Origin of the sequence: Sulfitobacter aestuarii (assembly GCF_042685005.1) — a bacterium.
GTDB classification, from domain to species: Bacteria; Pseudomonadota; Alphaproteobacteria; order Rhodobacterales; family Rhodobacteraceae; genus Sulfitobacter; species Sulfitobacter aestuarii.
Genome location: NZ_JBHUMP010000008.1, coordinates 78,813 through 94,782, shown reverse-complemented (window position 1 = coordinate 94,782; position 15,970 = coordinate 78,813). Strand labels below are relative to the sequence as shown.

Genomic DNA, 15,970 nt, shown 5'->3' with positions numbered 1-15,970 from the left:
CGTTCTGAAATGCTGAATTTCAAGGTGACCCTGCCGTCGTTCGGCACCACGGGCACCGGTCGCAACATGCGTCATTCTTGCTCAACCCGAACCGGGGCGAATGGTTCCTGCGTACGCCGCAGGCGAAAGCGACGAGCGGCGCCTGGTCTCAGGACCGGGCTGCCAGCGGCAGTCTCACAACAGCCCGCAACCCGCCTTCGGCCCGGTTCTCCAACGCGATGCCGCCCCCATGCGCGGTGAGGATATTGCGCGCGATGGCCAGCCCCAGACCGGCGCCGCCGGTCTCCGCGCTGCGGCTCTCCTCGCCGCGCACGAAAGGCTCGAATATCGTCTCGAGCCGCTCCAGCGCGATGCCCGGCCCGGCATCCTCCACGATGACCACAGCCTCCCTGCCCCGTCTCTCGAGCCGCAGCGCCGCGCCGCCGCCATAGCGCAGCGCATTGTCGATGAGATTGCCGAAGGCCCGGCGCAAAGCCACCGGCCGCCCGTCGATCTCGACCTCCTGCGACACGGACAGCACCGCGCCGCGTTCCTCGCAGAGCCGCGCCAGCAGCGACCCCAGCGCCAGCCGCGACACCGGTTCGCTGTCCCGCGCGCCCCGGGCATAGGCGATCAGCCCCTCGGCCATCACCGTCATGTCATCCAGCGTGCGGATCATCGGCGCGCCCTCGTCCTCGGCGAGCATCTCGGCGCGGATCCGCAGCGAGGTGATCGGGGTGCGCAGATCATGCCCGACGGCCGCGAGCGTGCGCATCCGCTCCGCCTCGAACCGGGCGATCCGCTCCTGCATGTCGTTGAAGGCCGCCGCCGCCTGTCGCATCTCCCGCGCCCCGGTCTCCGGCACCCGCGCATCGCGATCGCCCCGCCCGGCCGCCCGCGCCGCCCGTTCCAGCGCTGCCAGAGGCCGGGTCAGCCGCCGCAGGAAGAGCAGCCCGACCAGCAGCACCGTGACCAGCGAAAGCGCGAGGATCGTCAGGAACATCCGCCCCGGCAGACCCCGTGGCGGGGCGCGCCCGCCGCGCGAGCGCGCGTTCAGCCATTGCTGTGGCCCCGCGTCCGGCGCAGACAGGCGGATCGACACGACGATGACCTCGCGCTGCCCCTGCCGCCCGTGATGCCCCCCGTGCCCCGCGCGCAGGATCGCCGCCCGGACCTCGCGCCCCACCAGCGCCTCGCCCAGCTCGCGGCGCAGCAGGCGCGAGCGCCGCGACTCTGGGGCCTCAGCCACCAGGGGTTGGGGATCGACCGAGAGGCGCGAGAACCTTGTCGAGGCCTCGCGGGCAATCGCCCCGCGGCGCTGCGGCTGCGCCGCCTCGATGGCCGGCACCAGCGAAACCACCCGCTCGATCTCCCGCTCCCGCTTCGCCGCCCGGTCGAGCCGCCCGCGTTCGAAGCCAAGCAGCACCAGCGCCACCAGATTTGCCGCGATCAGCGCGCAGATCAGCAGCAGCGCGAAACGCCCGGCCAGCCCGTCGGGCAGCAGCCGCAGCCGCCCGCTCAAACCTCCGCCACGTCGGTGGCCAGCATATAGCCCCCGCCCCATTCGGTCACGATGATCCGCGGCGCCTTCGGATCGCGCTCGATCTTGCGGCGCAGGCGGCTGACCGTGTTGTCGATCGCCCGGTCATAGGCCTTGGCGTCGCGCCCGGCGGTGAGATCCAGCAGCCGATCGCGGCTCAGCACCACCCGCGGATGCGCCAGCAGCACCATCAGCAGCCGGTTCTCGCCCGAGGTCAGGCTCACCTGTCTGCCGCTCTCGTCTTCCAGCGCCTGCAGCGCCGGGTCATGGAGCCAACTGCCGAAACGCCGCCGCCCGGAAGGGATCGCCTCTTCGACGGGCGGCGCGCGGCGCAGCACCGCACGGATCCGCGCCAGCAATTCGCGCGGGTTGAACGGCTTGATCAGGTAATCGTCCGCACCGAGCTCGAGCCCGACGATCCGGTCGGTCTCATCGGCCATCGCCGTCAGCAGGATCACCGGCGGCCCGCCCTGCCCGACCAGCCAGCGGCACAGGCTGAGCCCATCCTCGCCGGGCATCATGATGTCGAGCACCACGAGATCGAACCGCGCCTCGCCGAGCGCCCGGCGCGCCTCGCCGGCATTGGCGGCGAGCCGCGTGCGGTAGCCCTGCTTGCGCAGATATTGCCCCAGCGGCTCGCGAATATCGCGCGCGTCATCGACGATCAGGATCTGCGGCGCTGGCGCTTCGCTCACATTGCGGCTCCGGTCAGGGTTGCGTCTGCCCCGTCTTAGCATCCCGCAAAGCAACGCATAGAGGAGAAATTTGTCGCGATTTGTATCAGCTCCGCGCGGCGCTACAATCCGCGACAAAGCCCCGGTCGCGCTGACACATATGGCGGCGCAGAATGCCCCATATTGAGCCCATCGGAACGCAACGTCTCCGAGACAAAGATCACCTGAAAGACAAACTTCACTCGAAAGGAAGACAGATGACACGCAGCAAGCTTCTCCCCACCACGTTCCTGATCATCGGGATGATCGGCACCGGCGCCATGGTCGCCACGGCCCAGACCGCGCCGACCGCATCCGACTCGGCCGAGACCACGCAGGAAGCCCCGGCGGACCGGGCGACGCATCGCGATGAAAAGGCGCATCGCGGCAAGGACGGCAAACGTCACGCCGGTCATCACCGCCACGGCGGGATGCGCGGGGGCATGCACGGCGGCATGCACGGCGGCGGCGAGATGATGCGCAACCTCTTCGCGGCGATCGATGCCGACGGCGACAAGGCCGTGACCCAGGAGGAGATCGACAGCTACCGCGCCGCCAAGCTCGCCGAGGTCGATGCCTCCGGTGACGGCGCGCTCAGCATCGAGGAATTCGACACGCTCTACCGCGAGATGACCCGCGCCCGGATGGTGGACCGGTTTCAGGAACTTGACGCTGATGGCGACGGGCTGATCAGCGCCGCTGAAATGGACGCGCGCTTCGGTGACATCGTCGAAAATATGGACCGCGACGGCGATGGCGCCCTGACGCTGCAGGATCGCCGCCGCCGCTGAGCCGGATTATGCGGGCGGCCATGCGCGCCGCCCGCAGACTTCGCGCGGAAAGGCTGCGAACCGGCCGACCCGCGCGCGCCGTTCGGGAACCCTCCGACGCTGGAAGGTTGTTGTTCTGACAAGACAGCAACCGAGGAGGGTGAACATGGCAAAGGATAATGGCAGCAACATCGCCACGCTTTACCGGATGGTGATGCCCGATCATCTGTGCCCCTATGGGCTCAAATCCAAGGATCTGCTCGAACGCGAGGGTTACAAGGTGGAAGACCACCACCTCACCACGCGCGCGCAGACCGACGAATTCATGAAACAACATGGCGTCGAGACCACGCCGCAGACCTTCATCGGCGGCCAGCGCATCGGCGGCTATGACGATCTGCGGGTCCATTTTGGTAAGGACGCCCCCAAGGAGGAACGTTCCGACACGTCCTACCAGCCGGTGATCGCGATCTTCGCGGTGGCGTTTCTGATGGCGCTAGGCCTGTCCTGGTATGTCTTCGACAATCTGCTGACCCTGCGCGGCTTTGAATGGTTCATCTCGATTTCCATGTGCTTCCTTGCGGTTCAGAAACTGCAGGATGTCGAGAGCTTTTCCACGATGTTCCTCAATTACGACCTGCTGGCGCGGCGCTGGGTGCGCTATGGCAAGATCTATCCCTTCGGCGAGGCGCTGGCCGGGATCCTGATGACCGCCGGAGCGCTGATCTGGATCGCTTCGCCGGTGGCCATCGTGATCGGCACGATCGGTGCGATCTCGGTGTTCAAGGCGGTCTATATCGACAAGCGCGAGCTCAAATGCGCCTGCGTCGGCGGCAGCTCCAACGTGCCGCTCGGGTTCGTCTCGCTCACCGAAAACCTGATGATGCTCGGCATGGGGATCTGGATGCTGGTCAAGATGTATCTCTGAAACGGGGAGGGGTCATTCCCGCAAAAGCGGGGACCTCCCACATGCCCCGAAGCAAAAGTTGACAACCGTCAACTTCCCGAAGCCCGGTACCATTCAAACCCGAGGGCAGGGGTTCAGCACCCAAAGTTGACAGCCGTCAACCGCCTGCTCCCGGCAACCGCGCCATACGCAACAGAGACTGTTCCGCCCAATCAGAGCCGCTTTCGCGCTCTCGGCGACCGGCCCCTCTGCCGGCCATCGCTAGGCCGCCCGGTGTCCCTCCGTCGGCAAGAGCGACATGATCATCGGCGCGGCGGAGAAACGCCCCATGGCGGCCTTCTGTGTCAGGCTGTGCAGATAGCCTCCGGGGTTGCGGATCGCCGATTGGCGCTGGAGCAGGGCGAGCAGGGTGATCGCGGCCTCGGCTGGTCCCATGACGTTGCAGGCGCCCTGCCAGGTCCGCCGATCGACGCCCATCATCGGTGCGAGGAAATCGGCCAGGCGGATCAGGTCCGTCCAGTTGCGTATCGGCGCAGTGGCATAGGCCAGCGCTTCGCTGCAGCTCGACAGGACAAGGCCGAGGGGGAGGTCCGGAGGCGTGTTGCGGCGGGGCAGGGGGGTCGGAGGTGCCCCGTTGGTTCGCGTCCCGCTCACATCGGGCGCAGTTTCCCTTACCGTTTTCTCAGCTACTTCGGAATCATAGGTTATTTTATCTGATTCCTCTGTGTGCCGCTCATTTACAACCCCACTGCCGCTCATTTCCCCGGTTTTCTCCTGCGGGATCAGGGCCTTGACCTTCTCGCGCAATTCATGGGCCGTGCGGTGCAGCCCGCCGATATCCTCGAGACTGAGCTTGCGGCGCAGCGCGCGGTTCATCAGCGCGAGACCGTCGGAAATCTCATCCCAATTGCCTTGCCACCGGTCGCGCCCATAGGCGAGGAGCTGGGCGATGTCACGCAGGCACAGCACAACTGCCTCGCGCAGGGATTTGCGCCTGGCGTCGGCTGCGCGGGCGGCTTCGGCTGCGGCGGCGATCTCCGCATCGCGCAGGACCAGGGGGCGCAGGTCGAAGCCATAGGCGACGCTGATCCGGGCCCCGCTGCGCCGGGCGTAGCGTTTGCCGTTGGGACTGTCGTGGCGCAGGATCACCCCAGCGCGAACCAGCGCCGCCAGATGCCGCCGCAGGGTGCTCTCGGCCATGCCATGCACCCGCTCGGCCAGCCGGGCGTTGGAGGGAAAGACGATGGTGCCGTCGCCCTCGGCGAGACTCTGGTGCGGATGGAAGGAAAGCAGCGCATGGAGCACTGCCAGATCACGGTCGCGCAGCTCGAAAGCATGACGCGCGGCAGTGAGATCCTTCATCACCGCCCATTTGTCGCGGGAATGATCGGGCAGGGGCTGCTCGGCCATGTGCGCGGCTCCGAAATCGGATGCGCGAAGGCTTCGCCCGAAAGGCGTTGTGGAAATATGCTGCATGAATCTGTCACGAAGACATAAAAAACCCATCCGCTGACATGGCGGTTGTTGACAGGAGTCAACTGTTGGGGATACGTTCAGAGTGCGAGTAAGAACGGCCCTTCGGGATGTCATGTCCTGGGGGGTCTTTTTTTGTCTCTGTTGTGCCTCCTCTGTCGGTTACTGTCTGTTCTGCCTCAGGTATCGCGGCTTGCGGCGAAATCGCCGTGCAGCCGCGCCAGATTTTCGGCGAGCCAGTCGCCGAAATCCGGCTCTTGCAGGGTCAGCACCGGTTTCCCCGATTTTCTGCTGACCTGCGCAAGCACTTTGCCATCCCCGGTCGTGACCTCGCGTTGCGCGGGGCGGGCGCGGGTGGGTTGCAATGCGTCGAAAACCGCCTGGAAACGCGCATCGCTGTCAGCGCCCTGTGCCATGGCGGTGAGCTCGGTGAGCGGGCGTTCCTTCAGCCGCTTGGCCAGCCCGATCCAGCGATCACGCCCCGCCGAGGGCGCCGCGCCGATGGCGAGGATCAGCTCATGCGGGATCTGCTGGGTCACCGCCAGCATCCGCGAGACCACGGTCTTGTCCACATGCAACGCGTCGCAGATCACCTTGCGATCAAAGCCCGCATCCTGCATCTGCTTGGCGAAATTGGCTTTTTCGATGAAGGACAGGTCCTTGCGGGCGGCGTTCTCCTGCCCCTGCGCGACGATCAGGGAGCGGTCGTCGAGATCGCGGACCATGGCCCGCACCGGCATCTTGAGCGCCTTTAATGCTGCAACGCGGCGACGACCGTAGACGATCTCGTATCGGCCCTCGTAATTGGGTGAGTGGCGCAGCATCACCGGGACCTGCTGTCCGTATTCGCGCAGGCTTTCCTGCAATTCGGCGAGGCCGGAATCCTCGGCGTCGAGCCGGTCCTTCAGCCCCGCGTCGTCGATCATGTCGGCGGGCACCTCGATCAGCGCCCTCGTCTTGAGATCGGCCAGCGACTGGCTGACCGCGCCGATGGCGCCGGTCTGGCGGCGCGGCGCCGCGGGCTGCGCCGGTGTGGGCAGTGGTTTCTTCAGTCCTTCGAGCAGGTTCTTGCGTGCCATTATCCCCGTCCCCATGCTGTCTGAATGAGGTCTTCGATCTCGCCGTTCACCGCGTTCAGGCTTTCCAGCGCGCGCTCGTAGGTGGAGCGGGTGAATTGCGATTTCTCGACCTCGTACAAGGTCTGTTTGGTGATCCCCGCATCGGAGATCGCGGTCGATTTCAACGCCGTGTGGTTCAGAACATGCTCGCCGAACATCGAGCGCATGAAGCTGACCATCTGGTTCTGCGGCCCGTCGCCGGGCTCGTAGCGGGTGATCAGGTAGCGCAGCCAGTCATAGGACATGTCGCCGCCCGCATCGGCCACCACGCCGAGCAGGTTGGAGGTCATCAGCAGGAACTGGCACATCGACATCACGTCGAGCATCTGCGGATGCACCGTCACCAGAACCGCGGTTGCCGCCGAGAGCGCCGACATGGTCAGGAAGCCGAGCTGCGGCGGGCAGTCAATCACCACCACGTCGTAATCGGCCTCGACTTCGGAGAGCTTCTCGCCGACCCGGGTGAAGAACAGGTCCCGCGACCCCTGCGCCAGCACGCGCGGCGTGTCGTGCTCGAATTCCATCAGGTCGAGATTGCCCGGGATGATGTCGAGATTGGTGAAATAGGTTTTCTGGATCACATCGCGCAGGGGCAGGGGGTCGTCATAGCGGATGGCATCGTAGAGCGTGCCGCCGTCGAGCAGGTCGAACTCGGGCTGGAACCCGTGCAGCGCGGAGAAGGAGGCCTGCGGATCGAGATCGACCGCCAGCACGCGGTAGCCGTCGAGCACCAGCTTCTGCGCCAGATGGGCGGAGGTCGTGGTCTTGCCCGATCCGCCCTTGAAGTTGATCACCGAGATCACCTGCAGATGATCCCCCGGCCCGCGACCGGGCAGGTAGGTGCCCGGGGTCTTGGCGCCTTTCTCGAGCATTTCGCGCAGCGACTGGATGTCATCGGGACTGTAATAGCGCCGCCCGCCGGCGCGGATTTCCGGCTCCGGGCCGCGCCCGTCGAGATGCAGCTTGCGCAGATAGGCGTCCTTGACGCCCAGAAGATCGGCAACCTCGCCGCTGGTGAATTTGCGCAACACCCGCCGTGCATCCGGCGGATAGAGCGCCTGACGATGTTCCTGTAGCTGCTGCGACAGGTTTGCCGCATGCTGCCCGACGAGCACGTCGATTCTGTCTCGGTTCACTTTTACTGCCCTCTGCCCGAAAGCGTTTGTTACGCTTTATCGCGTCTTATTCGATCGTTTCCGTATAAATGAGCCAGGTCGGGTGAGTCTGTCCAGCGTTTTCTGCATATTTATCCACAATCCCGGGCGGTTCGGCGGGTTTCGGGGCCGTTGCGCGACGCTTTGCGGCGATTGCCTGCGAGGGGCGCGCCTCGCGGCAGGGCAGGGGCAGGACCGTGTAGCGCGATTCGTCCTAAGACCGGCAAAGAAAACGAAAGCACCGCCGGAGCGCGGCGGTGCTTGATCACGTGGCGATGGTGGGCGGCGCTGCGTGCCGCCTTCGCTCAGCTTTGCAGACCGGCGAGCCTGCGGGTCTGATCCCAGATCGTCGGGTCGAGCGTCACCGGGTCCTGCGGTTCCTTGCCCTGGCCGGGCATCCGCGCGCCTTCATCGAGGGAGACGCCCTCCTGCACCTGCGCCAGCCGGTCGAAGAAATGGCCGGAGCTTTCCGGGTCCATCAGCAGGTAATACTGGCCGAGGTCATGGGGCGGGCCTTCCGGCGCCTTCAGCGGCTTGACGTCGCGGCTGACCACGCCGCCGGTCATGCCCGCCGCGAGCAGCTCCGCCATCAGGCCGAAGCCCCAGCCCTTGTAGCCGCCCATACTGACCAGCGAGCCCTTCAGCGCCGCTTCGGGATCGGTGGTGGGATTGCCGTCGGCATCGACGGCCCAGCCTTCGGGGATCTGTTCCCCCGCCGCTTTCGCCATGGTGATCTTGCCGAGCGCCACGGTGGTGGTCGATTGGTCGAATTGCATCGCCAGCCCGCCTTTGCCGTCGGGCACCGAGAAGGCGATCGGGTTGGTGCCGATCACGCGGGACTTGCCGCCGGGCGGGGCGACGATCGGCGAGGCGTTGGTTAGGCCGAGCCCGATGAGCCCGGCGCGGGCGATCTGCTCGGTGAAATAGCCGAGCGAGGTGCAGGTATGGGCATGACCGATGGCAAGGCTCGCAACGCCACATTCCCGCGCCGCGGCGACGGCGGTGTCGAGCGCCCGCGCAAAGGCCGGTTGCGCGAAGCCGAAACGCGCATCGACCTGCACGGTGCCGGGGCGCGGGCGGCTGATCTGCGGTTCGACATCGCCTTTGACGCGGCCGGTTTCAAGCTGCTGGCAATAGCTTTCGAGGTAATAGAGACCGCAGATCCGGTTACCGACCGATTCGGCCTTGCGCACGGCGCGGGCGACCTCATCGGCGATCCAGGGCAGGGCGCCATGGCGTTCGAGCGCTGCCTTGGTGGTGGATTCGATCTCATCAAGCGATATCTGCGGCATGGCATGTCCTCTTTGGGGGCGGTTACGGGTTCCGGGCAGGATGGGAGCTTTCGCAGGGTATTGCGTATACAATAGTGTTCAGTCACGTTTAAATACCTTAACTCCACTGAAGGATTGCTGAAACGTGGTCATCAAGACGGAAATGCTGCGCTATTTCGTGGCGGTGGCGCAGAGCGGCAATCTCGCGGATGCGGCGGAGCGGGTCGGGCGCACGCCCTCTGCCGTTTCGATGATGCTGAAACATTTCGAGGCGCATCTCGGCCGTCCGCTGTTCGAGAGCGAGCGCAAGAGCAAGCTCACCGCGCTCGGGACCTTCGTGCTGGCAGAGGCGCGGCGCGAGCTTGAGCATTTCGACCGCACCGTCGCCTCGATCGAGAGCTATGCCCGCGCCGATACCGGGCTTGTGCGGGTCGCGGCGATACCCTCGGTCGCCACCTCGATCCTGCCCGAAGCGATCAGCCGTTTCCTCGCCGCGCATGGCGACGTGAAGGTGCATGTGCGCGACATGGAGAGCGGTTTCGTGCTGCGCGAGCTGGAGGCGGAGCGCGCCGATCTCGGCTATGGCTCGCTGCTGAGCCCGGTGGCGGGACTGGTCGGGGAGGTGTTGTTCAGTGACCGTTTCGGAGCGGTCTGCGCGGCGGATCATCCGCTGCGCGATTGCCCGCTGCCGCTGAGCTGGGAGGATCTCGGCGCCTTCCGCTTCATCACCAACGGGGTCTGCAGCCAGATCGAGACGCCGGAGTTTCGCGAGATCCTGGCGCGGTCGCAATTGTCGGTGCTGAGCACCACGGCCAATCTCTCGGTGGTGCGGGCCGGGGCCGGGATCACGATCTTCCCCGAATTCGTGCTGAAGGATATCGACGAGGGCCTGTGTTTCCTGCCGCTGGCCGATGCCGGGCTGAAGCGGCAGGTGCACCGGATCATCCGCGCCCATGCCTCGCTTTCTCCCGCCGCGCAGTCCTTTCACGCCGTGGTTGAGGAGGTCGTGGCGGAGATGAATGTCGGTATGCCGCATGAAGCCGGGGAGGGGACCGACAGCTTCTGAACCCGGCGCGCCGCGTCCCGATCCGCCGTCGCAACCGCAAATGGAAATGCCGCGTTGCCCGGTCCGGGGGGCGCGGGTTAGGCTCGTGGAATTGTCATATCGGGGAGAGGAGCATTTCATGAAACGCATCATCGCAGGAACGCTGGGCGCCGCGCTTGGCCTCGCGCCGGTCGCGGGTTTCGCGCAGGAGGCGGCGATCTACAGCGGCATGGACCGTATCCATCCGGCCTGGGCCGAGAACGGCATGGTCGTGGCGCAGGAGGAGGTCGCGGCCGAGATCGGCCGGGATATTCTCGCCGCCGGGGGCAATGCCTTCGATGCCGGGGTTGCCGTGGCCTTCGCGCTGGCGGTGACCCTGCCGCGGGCCGGCAATCTCGGCGGCGGCGGGTTCATGATCGTGCATGATGCCGAAAGTGGCGAGACCAAGGCGATCGATTACCGCGAAATGGCGCCGATGTCTGCGGATCGCGACATGTTCCTTGACGAGGCGGGCGAGGCCGACAGCGAGAAGTCGCGTTTCACCGGGCTTGCGACCGGCGTGCCGGGGACCGTGGCGGGGATGCAGATGGTGCTCGATCAATACGGCACGATGACCCTTGCCGAGGTGCTGGAACCGGCCATTGGCCTCGCCCGCGACGGGATCGACGTGACCGCCGATCTGGCGGATTCGCTGAAGGGGCTGGAGGGACGGCTGAAGAAATGGCCCGCGTCCGAGGCGATCTTCTACAAGGAGGGCGGGGAATTCTACGAACCCGGCGACCGGCTGGTGCAGGCCGACCTCGCGGCGACGCTGCAGCGCATCGCCGATCAGGGGCCGCAGGGCTTCTATACCGGCGACACGGCGCAGAAGATCGTCGATGCGGTGGGCGCTTCGGGCGGGCGGATCACCATGGAGGACATGGCCGGGTACAAGGCGATCAGCCGCGACACGGTGAGCGGCACCTATCGCGGCTACGAGATCGTCTCGATGCCGCCGCCTTCCTCCGGCGGGATCCATATCGTGCAGATCCTCAACACGCTGGAGGAATATCCGATCGGCTTTCTCGGGCATAATTCGGCGGAGACCATCCACCTGATGGCCGAGGCGATGAAGCGCGCCTATGCGGATCGTTCCGAATATCTCGGCGACCCGGAATTCTACGACGTGCCGCAGGCGCAGCTCGTCTCCAAGGATTATGCGGCCGATATCCGCAAGGGCATCTCGCGCGCCCGCGCAACCCCGTCGGACCAGATCAAGCCCGCCGATCTGGCGCCCTATGAGAGCGATCAGACCACGCATTTCTCGATCGTGGACAAGGCGGGCAACGCGGTTTCCAACACCTATACGATCAACTTCTCCTACGGCTCGGGCATGGTGGCGGATGGCACCGGCGTGCTGATGAACAACGAGATGGACGATTTCGCCGCCAAGCCCGGCGTGATGAACGCCTATGGGCTCATCGGCGGCGATGCCAATGCGGTGGAGCCCGGCAAGCGGCCGCTGTCCTCGATGAGCCCGACGATCGTCAAGAAGGATGGCGAGTTCTTCATGGTCACCGGCTCGCCCGGGGGCTCGCGGATCATCACCACAGTGATCCAGATGATCATGAACGTGGTCGATCACGGCATGAACATCGCCGAGGCGACGGTGGCGCCGCGGATCCATCACCAATGGCTGCCCGAGGTGCTGCGCGTCGAGGAAGGGCTGAGCCCCGACACGATCATGGCGCTCGAGGCCAAGGGTCATGTGGTCGAGACGATGGCGACCATGGGCTCGGCGCAGTCGATCATGGTGGATGACGAGAACGGGTTGCTGCTCGGCGGGGCCGACACGCGCCAGACCAGCTCGGCCGCGCGCGGCTATTGAGAAGGCGCGGTCGGGGGCACAGCCTCTGGCCGCCGCGACAGCACGGCGCTCAGCTTTCGGGCCGTTCCGCGCAGAGCATCCAGAAGGCGAGGAGCGGAGTTTCCCCGGTGCGCATCGCGTGGTTGATCCCCGGCGGATTATAGAGCGTGCCGCCGATGCCGGGGGTGAACCAGGGGCCGTCGCCCTGCAGGAAGTCGCCGTCGCTCAGCACCAGGTAGGTTTCCTCGGGCGGGTGGTCGTGGTCGGGATAGCGGACCTCGGGCGCCAGCAGCGAGGCACCGATCCAGACATCGCGGCGCGGCTCGTGTCCGGCCGGGCCGACGATCATCGCATTGGCGTGGCGCTCGTCGATACCGGCGCTGGCGTTGCGCATGCTGCCGGCGCGGCGGCGCCAGGTGAGTGCCGGTTCGAGGCGGCTGAATGACGCGGCGAGCGCGCGCAGGTCGGGCGCGTCGAAACGGATCGGGTCGAGCATTTCTTCGAGCAGCGCGCAGACGGGCAGGCGGCTGCCGTCCGCCTCGGCGGGCGGGGCCGGGCGTTCGAGCGCTCCGGCGATCCGCTCGAGCGAGGCGGCGGCCTCGGGCGAGATCACCCGGGCCCGGGTCGCGGCCAGCAGTGCGTCGAGAAAGTCCTGCAGATGTCCGGGGCGCATCATCCTGCCTCCTGCGGTTTTTCGGGAGTGTCGGGGAAGAGCGCGGGGCGCGCAAGCTTCGTTTGACCCGGAGAACGATCAGGCCGGGGGCGGTCAGGCCGGGGGCGGGGCCAGCCGTGACAGGATCGCCTCGGTATCCAGCCCGGTCAGCGCCCCGGCAACGCGTCCGCGCGGCGCGCCGAGCCGTGTCCTGACGAAAGCATCGGAGACAGGCTCCGGCGCGTGGCGCAGCAGGATCGAGGCGCTGAGCAGCAGGGCGCTCTGTTCCGCGAAGAACCGGGCTTCCGCCTCGGGCGGGATCGCGGGCCAACGCGCGCGATGCTCGGCGAGGGCGCTGTCATAGGCCGGGTTCAGCCTGGCGCCGGCGTCGAGCTCGGCTCCGAGCGCCTCGGCGGTGCGGGGTTCGCGGGCGAGACTGCGCAGGATGTCGAGGCAGATGACATTGCCCGAGCCCTCCCAGATGCCGTTGAGTGGCGCTTCGCGGTAGAGCAGGGGCAGCGGCGTATCCTCGATATAGCCCATGCCGCCGAGCACCTCCATCGCCTCGCCCACGACCAGCAAGCAGAGCTTGTTGGCGAGGAACTTCGCCAGCGCGACGCCGATCCGGGCAAAGGCGCGGTCCCGCTCCGTGTCACCGTCGAAAGCTCCGGCGACATGCATCGACAGGGCGAGGCTGCCCTCCCAGTCGAGCGCCAGATCGGCGAGCACCTGCCGCATCAGCGGCTGGTCGATCAGCCGCCTCTGAAAGGCGCTGCGGTGCTCGACCCAGTGATGCGCCTCGCCAAGCGCCGCGCGCATCAGCCCGACGGGGGCGATGCAGGTGTCGAGCCGGGTGTGGTGGACCATCTGAAGGATCGTGCGGATGCCTTCGCCCGGGGCGCCGACGAGATGCGCCAGCGTGCGGTCGTATTCGATCTCGGCAGAGGCATTGGCGCGGTTGCCGAGCTTGTCCTTGAGGCGCAGGATGCGGATCGCGTTGCGCTCGCCCTCAAGCCAGCGCGGCACCAGGAAACAGCTCAGCCCGGCAGGCATCTGCGCCAGGGTCAAGAAACCGTCGGACATCGGCGCCGAGCAGAACCATTTATGCCCGGTCAGCCGCCAATCCGCGCCATCGGCCTCGGCGATCGTGGTATTGGCCCGGACATCGGAACCGCCCTGCTTTTCCGTCATCGCCATGCCCAGCGTGACCGCCTGTTTCGCGGCGACGGGCGCGGTGGCGCTGTCATAGCGCCGCGCCAGCAGCCTGTCGTACCAGGGCGCGGGCAGGGTGTCGGCGGCGGCGATCACCGGGGCGGCGGCATAGGTCATGGTCAGCGGGCAGCAATGGCCCGGCTCCACCTGGCTGGCCAGATAGACCATGCCGGCATGGGTCGCATGACCGCCCGCGCCCCCCTCCCAGGGAATGGCGGCATAGCCCGCTTCGGCCGAGGTCTGCATGAAACGATGATAGGCCGGGTGAAACCGCACCTCGTCGAGCCGCCGCCCGCCGCTGTCGAAAAGCCGCAGCTCAGGCGGGTGGCGGTTGGCGTCGCGCGCAGCATCGCCCATCTCGGCGGTGCCGAGGCTGCGGCCATAGGAGGCCAGCGCCGTGCCATGTGCGCCGATGCGTGCCGCGATTTCGCGCAGCGGCCGGTCTTCGCTCCAGAGATCGCGGTCCCCGCGGGGAGGGGGCTGGTTCTGCACCACATGGGTGCCGAGATCGCTGCGCGGCGCGCTTCCTGTCATCCTGACCTCACTTGCGCCGCGGCGGGGGCGACGCCCATCGCAGATGAGCCTGCGACAGAACCGCCGCAGGCTCAAGCGTGTTGCAGGTCGGGCGTCGCCTCAGTCGGCGGCGAAACAATAGAACAGCCCGTCACCGCCGGTGCCCTGCAGCGCTTCGAGACTGCAGCCGCGCGAGGGATGCGAGGCGTTCCAGGATTTCGCCGCATCGGAGTCATCGAGCCCGGCGCGGTCGTGGTGTCCGACGATGGCCGAGCCTTCGCCGCCCGAGGTCCAGTCCTCGCAGGTTTCCGCCGCGGCCGTGCCGTCCGGTTTCGAACCGGTCAGGATGTCATGCCGGTTCGGCGTATCGCCGCGCCCGTTGACCGGATTGCCGCTCTCGTCGAGCGCGTTCTCCTTGCTGACCAGGTTCTCGCCCTCGTGCAGCGTGTCGACATCCGGGGCGATCTCGACCCCCTCGGCATTGTGCCACGGACCGGCGCCGATGCGGTCGCGGGCGTTTTCCTGGCTGCTGGAAAGATAGGCGCGCCAGGTCCGGCCCTCGACCCCGGCGGCCTCGGCAAGGCTCGCGCAATGCACATCGGCCCCTTCGAGCCCGCCGAGATTGGCGCCCTCTCCGGGATTGGTGCTGGTCACGAAAAAGCTCATCGGATTGTCCTGGGCCAACGCCCCACCACCGCCCAGCATCAGTGCCGAGACCAGAATCACAGCAGATCTCTTCATGATGAAACTCCCTGAATTGCAAAGTGCCATCATAGCACAGGCCGGGCGGTCCCCGGGCGGGGCGGCGATTTCCTGCTGATCGCGGGCCGGGGCGGTCCCTGGCACGCTCTTTCCTATGCAAACCCCGGTGCGGCTGCCTACACTCGGGACAGGAGAAATTTCCTGCGCGGCGGATCGCGCCCGGCGTGGCGCCGCCTGTCCTGCTGTCGCGCTGCCAATTCGCCTTGATTGCATTCATAAAGGAGATTTGACCATGAACCGCCATTTCATCGCCCTCGCCGCCCTCATCCTGAGCGCCGCGCCCGGCTTCTCACAGGATCTGACGCAGGGGAGCTGGGTCGATCTGACCCATCCGTTCAACGCCGATTCGGTCTATTGGCCGACGGCAGAGACCTTCACGCAGACGGAGGTTTTCGCCGGGCATACCGACGGCGGCTATTTTTACTCGGCCTATAATTTCGCCGCCGCCGAACATGGCGGCACCCATATCGACGCGCCGATCCATTTCGCCGAAGGCGCGCTCAAGGTCGATGAACTGCCCATCGGGCAATTGGTCGGGCCGGGTTTCGTCATCGATGTCAGTGCGCAGGCCGAGGCGGATGTCGATTACCAGGTCACCGCCGCCGACATCACCGGCTTCGAAGCCGAGCACGGGCAGATCCCGCAGGGCGCGATTGTCCTGCTGCGCACCGGTCGGGCGGGGCTCTATCCCGATCGCGAGAGCTACATGGGCACGGCGGAGCGCGGCGAGGCGGCGGTGGCCAATCTGCATTTTCCGGGTCTGGGGCTCGAGGGCGCGACGCTGCTGGTCGAACGCGGGATTGCCGCGGTCGGGCTCGATACGCCGTCGATCGATCACGGCCAGTCACAGGATTTCGCTACCCATGTCGAATTGATGACCCATGACATTCCGGCCTTCGAGAATGTCGCGGACATGAGCGGCCTGCCGGCCACGGGGAGCACCATCATCGCGCTGCCGATGAAGATCGAGGGCGGCTCCGGCGGGCCGCTGCGCATCGTCGCGCATCTGCCCTGA

The 15,970-nt window shown here is 66.5% G+C and carries 14 protein-coding genes; 5 read left to right on the top strand and 9 right to left on the bottom strand.

Features of this window, described 5'->3' with window-relative positions; genetic code table 11:
- Positions 1-148: 148 nt before the first annotated feature.
- Both ACFSUD_RS10890 and ACFSUD_RS10885 read right to left on the bottom strand, forming a co-directional pair.
- Positions 149-1,501, bottom strand: coding sequence for an ATP-binding protein (locus ACFSUD_RS10890; RefSeq protein WP_386374293.1), 1,353 nt, complete (start codon positions 1,499-1,501; stop codon positions 149-151).
- Positions 1,498-2,214: a response regulator gene (locus ACFSUD_RS10885; protein ID WP_386374291.1), complete on the bottom strand. Its 717-nt coding sequence runs from the start codon at positions 2,212-2,214 to the stop codon at positions 1,498-1,500. The genes ACFSUD_RS10890 and ACFSUD_RS10885 overlap by 4 nt, the downstream gene beginning before the upstream one ends.
- 236 nt (positions 2,215-2,450) lie before the next feature.
- On the opposite strand from ACFSUD_RS10885, the gene ACFSUD_RS10880 reads away from it, so the two are divergent.
- Positions 2,451-3,023 (top strand): EF-hand domain-containing protein, encoded by a 573-nt coding sequence (locus ACFSUD_RS10880; RefSeq protein WP_386374289.1) that lies wholly within the window; start codon positions 2,451-2,453, stop codon positions 3,021-3,023.
- 145 nt (positions 3,024-3,168) lie between these two features.
- A complete protein-coding gene (locus ACFSUD_RS10875) occupies positions 3,169-3,930 on the top strand; it encodes a MauE/DoxX family redox-associated membrane protein (RefSeq protein WP_386374287.1) in 762 nt (253 codons plus the stop codon).
- A 240-nt stretch (positions 3,931-4,170) separates the two neighbouring features.
- Here the strand turns inward: ACFSUD_RS10875 and repC are convergent, their stop codons facing one another.
- The 4 genes from repC to ACFSUD_RS10855 all read right to left on the bottom strand — a co-directional run bounded on the left by repC (position 4,171) and on the right by ACFSUD_RS10855 (position 8,946).
- Entirely contained in the window at positions 4,171-5,385 is a 1,215-nt protein-coding gene (repC, locus tag ACFSUD_RS10870; RefSeq protein WP_386374285.1) for a plasmid replication protein RepC, read from the bottom strand.
- A 176-nt stretch (positions 5,386-5,561) separates the two neighbouring features.
- Positions 5,562-6,461 carry a plasmid partitioning protein RepB gene (gene repB, locus ACFSUD_RS10865; protein ID WP_386374283.1) on the bottom strand — a complete coding sequence of 300 codons (900 nt, stop codon included), beginning with the start codon at positions 6,459-6,461 and terminating at the stop codon, positions 5,562-5,564.
- Positions 6,461-7,636 carry a plasmid partitioning protein RepA gene (gene repA, locus ACFSUD_RS10860; protein ID WP_386374281.1) on the bottom strand — a complete coding sequence of 392 codons (1,176 nt, stop codon included), beginning with the start codon at positions 7,634-7,636 and terminating at the stop codon, positions 6,461-6,463. Before repA ends, repB begins: the two co-directional genes overlap by 1 nt.
- A gap of 323 nt (positions 7,637-7,959) precedes the next feature.
- Positions 7,960-8,946: an Ldh family oxidoreductase gene (locus ACFSUD_RS10855; RefSeq protein ID WP_386374279.1), complete on the bottom strand. Its 987-nt coding sequence runs from the start codon at positions 8,944-8,946 to the stop codon at positions 7,960-7,962.
- Positions 8,947-9,070: 124 nt separating this feature from the next.
- Here ACFSUD_RS10855 and ACFSUD_RS10850 point away from each other — a divergent pair, with 124 nt between their 5' ends.
- Positions 9,071-9,991 (top strand): LysR family transcriptional regulator, encoded by a 921-nt coding sequence (locus ACFSUD_RS10850; RefSeq protein WP_386374277.1) that lies wholly within the window; start codon positions 9,071-9,073, stop codon positions 9,989-9,991.
- A 118-nt stretch (positions 9,992-10,109) separates the two neighbouring features.
- Positions 10,110-11,837 (top strand): gamma-glutamyltransferase, encoded by a 1,728-nt coding sequence (gene ggt / locus ACFSUD_RS10845; RefSeq protein WP_386374275.1) that lies wholly within the window; start codon positions 10,110-10,112, stop codon positions 11,835-11,837.
- 49 nt (positions 11,838-11,886) lie between these two features.
- Here ggt and ACFSUD_RS10840 read toward each other — a convergent pair whose 3' ends face one another.
- The 3 genes from ACFSUD_RS10840 to ACFSUD_RS10830 all read right to left on the bottom strand — a co-directional run bounded on the left by ACFSUD_RS10840 (position 11,887) and on the right by ACFSUD_RS10830 (position 14,934).
- Positions 11,887-12,492 (bottom strand): dimethylsulfonioproprionate lyase family protein, encoded by a 606-nt coding sequence (locus ACFSUD_RS10840; RefSeq protein ID WP_386374273.1) that lies wholly within the window; start codon positions 12,490-12,492, stop codon positions 11,887-11,889.
- Positions 12,493-12,582: 90 nt separating this feature from the next.
- Positions 12,583-14,214: an acyl-CoA dehydrogenase family protein gene (locus ACFSUD_RS10835; protein WP_386374271.1), complete on the bottom strand. Its 1,632-nt coding sequence runs from the start codon at positions 14,212-14,214 to the stop codon at positions 12,583-12,585.
- 99 nt (positions 14,215-14,313) lie between these two features.
- Positions 14,314-14,934: a hypothetical protein gene (locus ACFSUD_RS10830; RefSeq protein WP_386374269.1), complete on the bottom strand. Its 621-nt coding sequence runs from the start codon at positions 14,932-14,934 to the stop codon at positions 14,314-14,316.
- A 253-nt stretch (positions 14,935-15,187) separates the two neighbouring features.
- Between ACFSUD_RS10830 and ACFSUD_RS10825 the strand changes: the two genes are divergently transcribed.
- Positions 15,188-15,970 carry a cyclase family protein gene (locus ACFSUD_RS10825; RefSeq protein ID WP_386374267.1) on the top strand — a complete coding sequence of 261 codons (783 nt, stop codon included), beginning with the start codon at positions 15,188-15,190 and terminating at the stop codon, positions 15,968-15,970.

Bases quoted from the DNA above. Each gene is read 5' to 3' on its own strand.
- repC (WP_386374285.1), bottom strand. From the start codon at position 5,385: ATGCAGCATATTTCCACAACGCCTTTCGGGCGAAGCCTTCGCGCATCC.
- ACFSUD_RS10840 (WP_386374273.1), bottom strand. From the start codon at position 12,492: ATGATGCGCCCCGGACATCTGCAGGACTTTCTCGACGCACTGCTGGCC.
- ACFSUD_RS10880 (WP_386374289.1), top strand. From the start codon at position 2,451: ATGACACGCAGCAAGCTTCTCCCCACCACGTTCCTGATCATCGGGATG.
- ggt (WP_386374275.1), top strand. From the start codon at position 10,110: ATGAAACGCATCATCGCAGGAACGCTGGGCGCCGCGCTTGGCCTCGCG.
- repB (WP_386374283.1), bottom strand. From the start codon at position 6,461: ATGGCACGCAAGAACCTGCTCGAAGGACTGAAGAAACCACTGCCCACA.
- ACFSUD_RS10825 (WP_386374267.1), top strand. From the start codon at position 15,188: ATGAACCGCCATTTCATCGCCCTCGCCGCCCTCATCCTGAGCGCCGCG.
- ACFSUD_RS10830 (WP_386374269.1), bottom strand. From the start codon at position 14,934: ATGAAGAGATCTGCTGTGATTCTGGTCTCGGCACTGATGCTGGGCGGT.
- ACFSUD_RS10835 (WP_386374271.1), bottom strand. From the start codon at position 14,214: ATGACAGGAAGCGCGCCGCGCAGCGATCTCGGCACCCATGTGGTGCAG.
- ACFSUD_RS10875 (WP_386374287.1), top strand. From the start codon at position 3,169: ATGGCAAAGGATAATGGCAGCAACATCGCCACGCTTTACCGGATGGTG.
- ACFSUD_RS10855 (WP_386374279.1), bottom strand. From the start codon at position 8,946: ATGCCGCAGATATCGCTTGATGAGATCGAATCCACCACCAAGGCAGCG.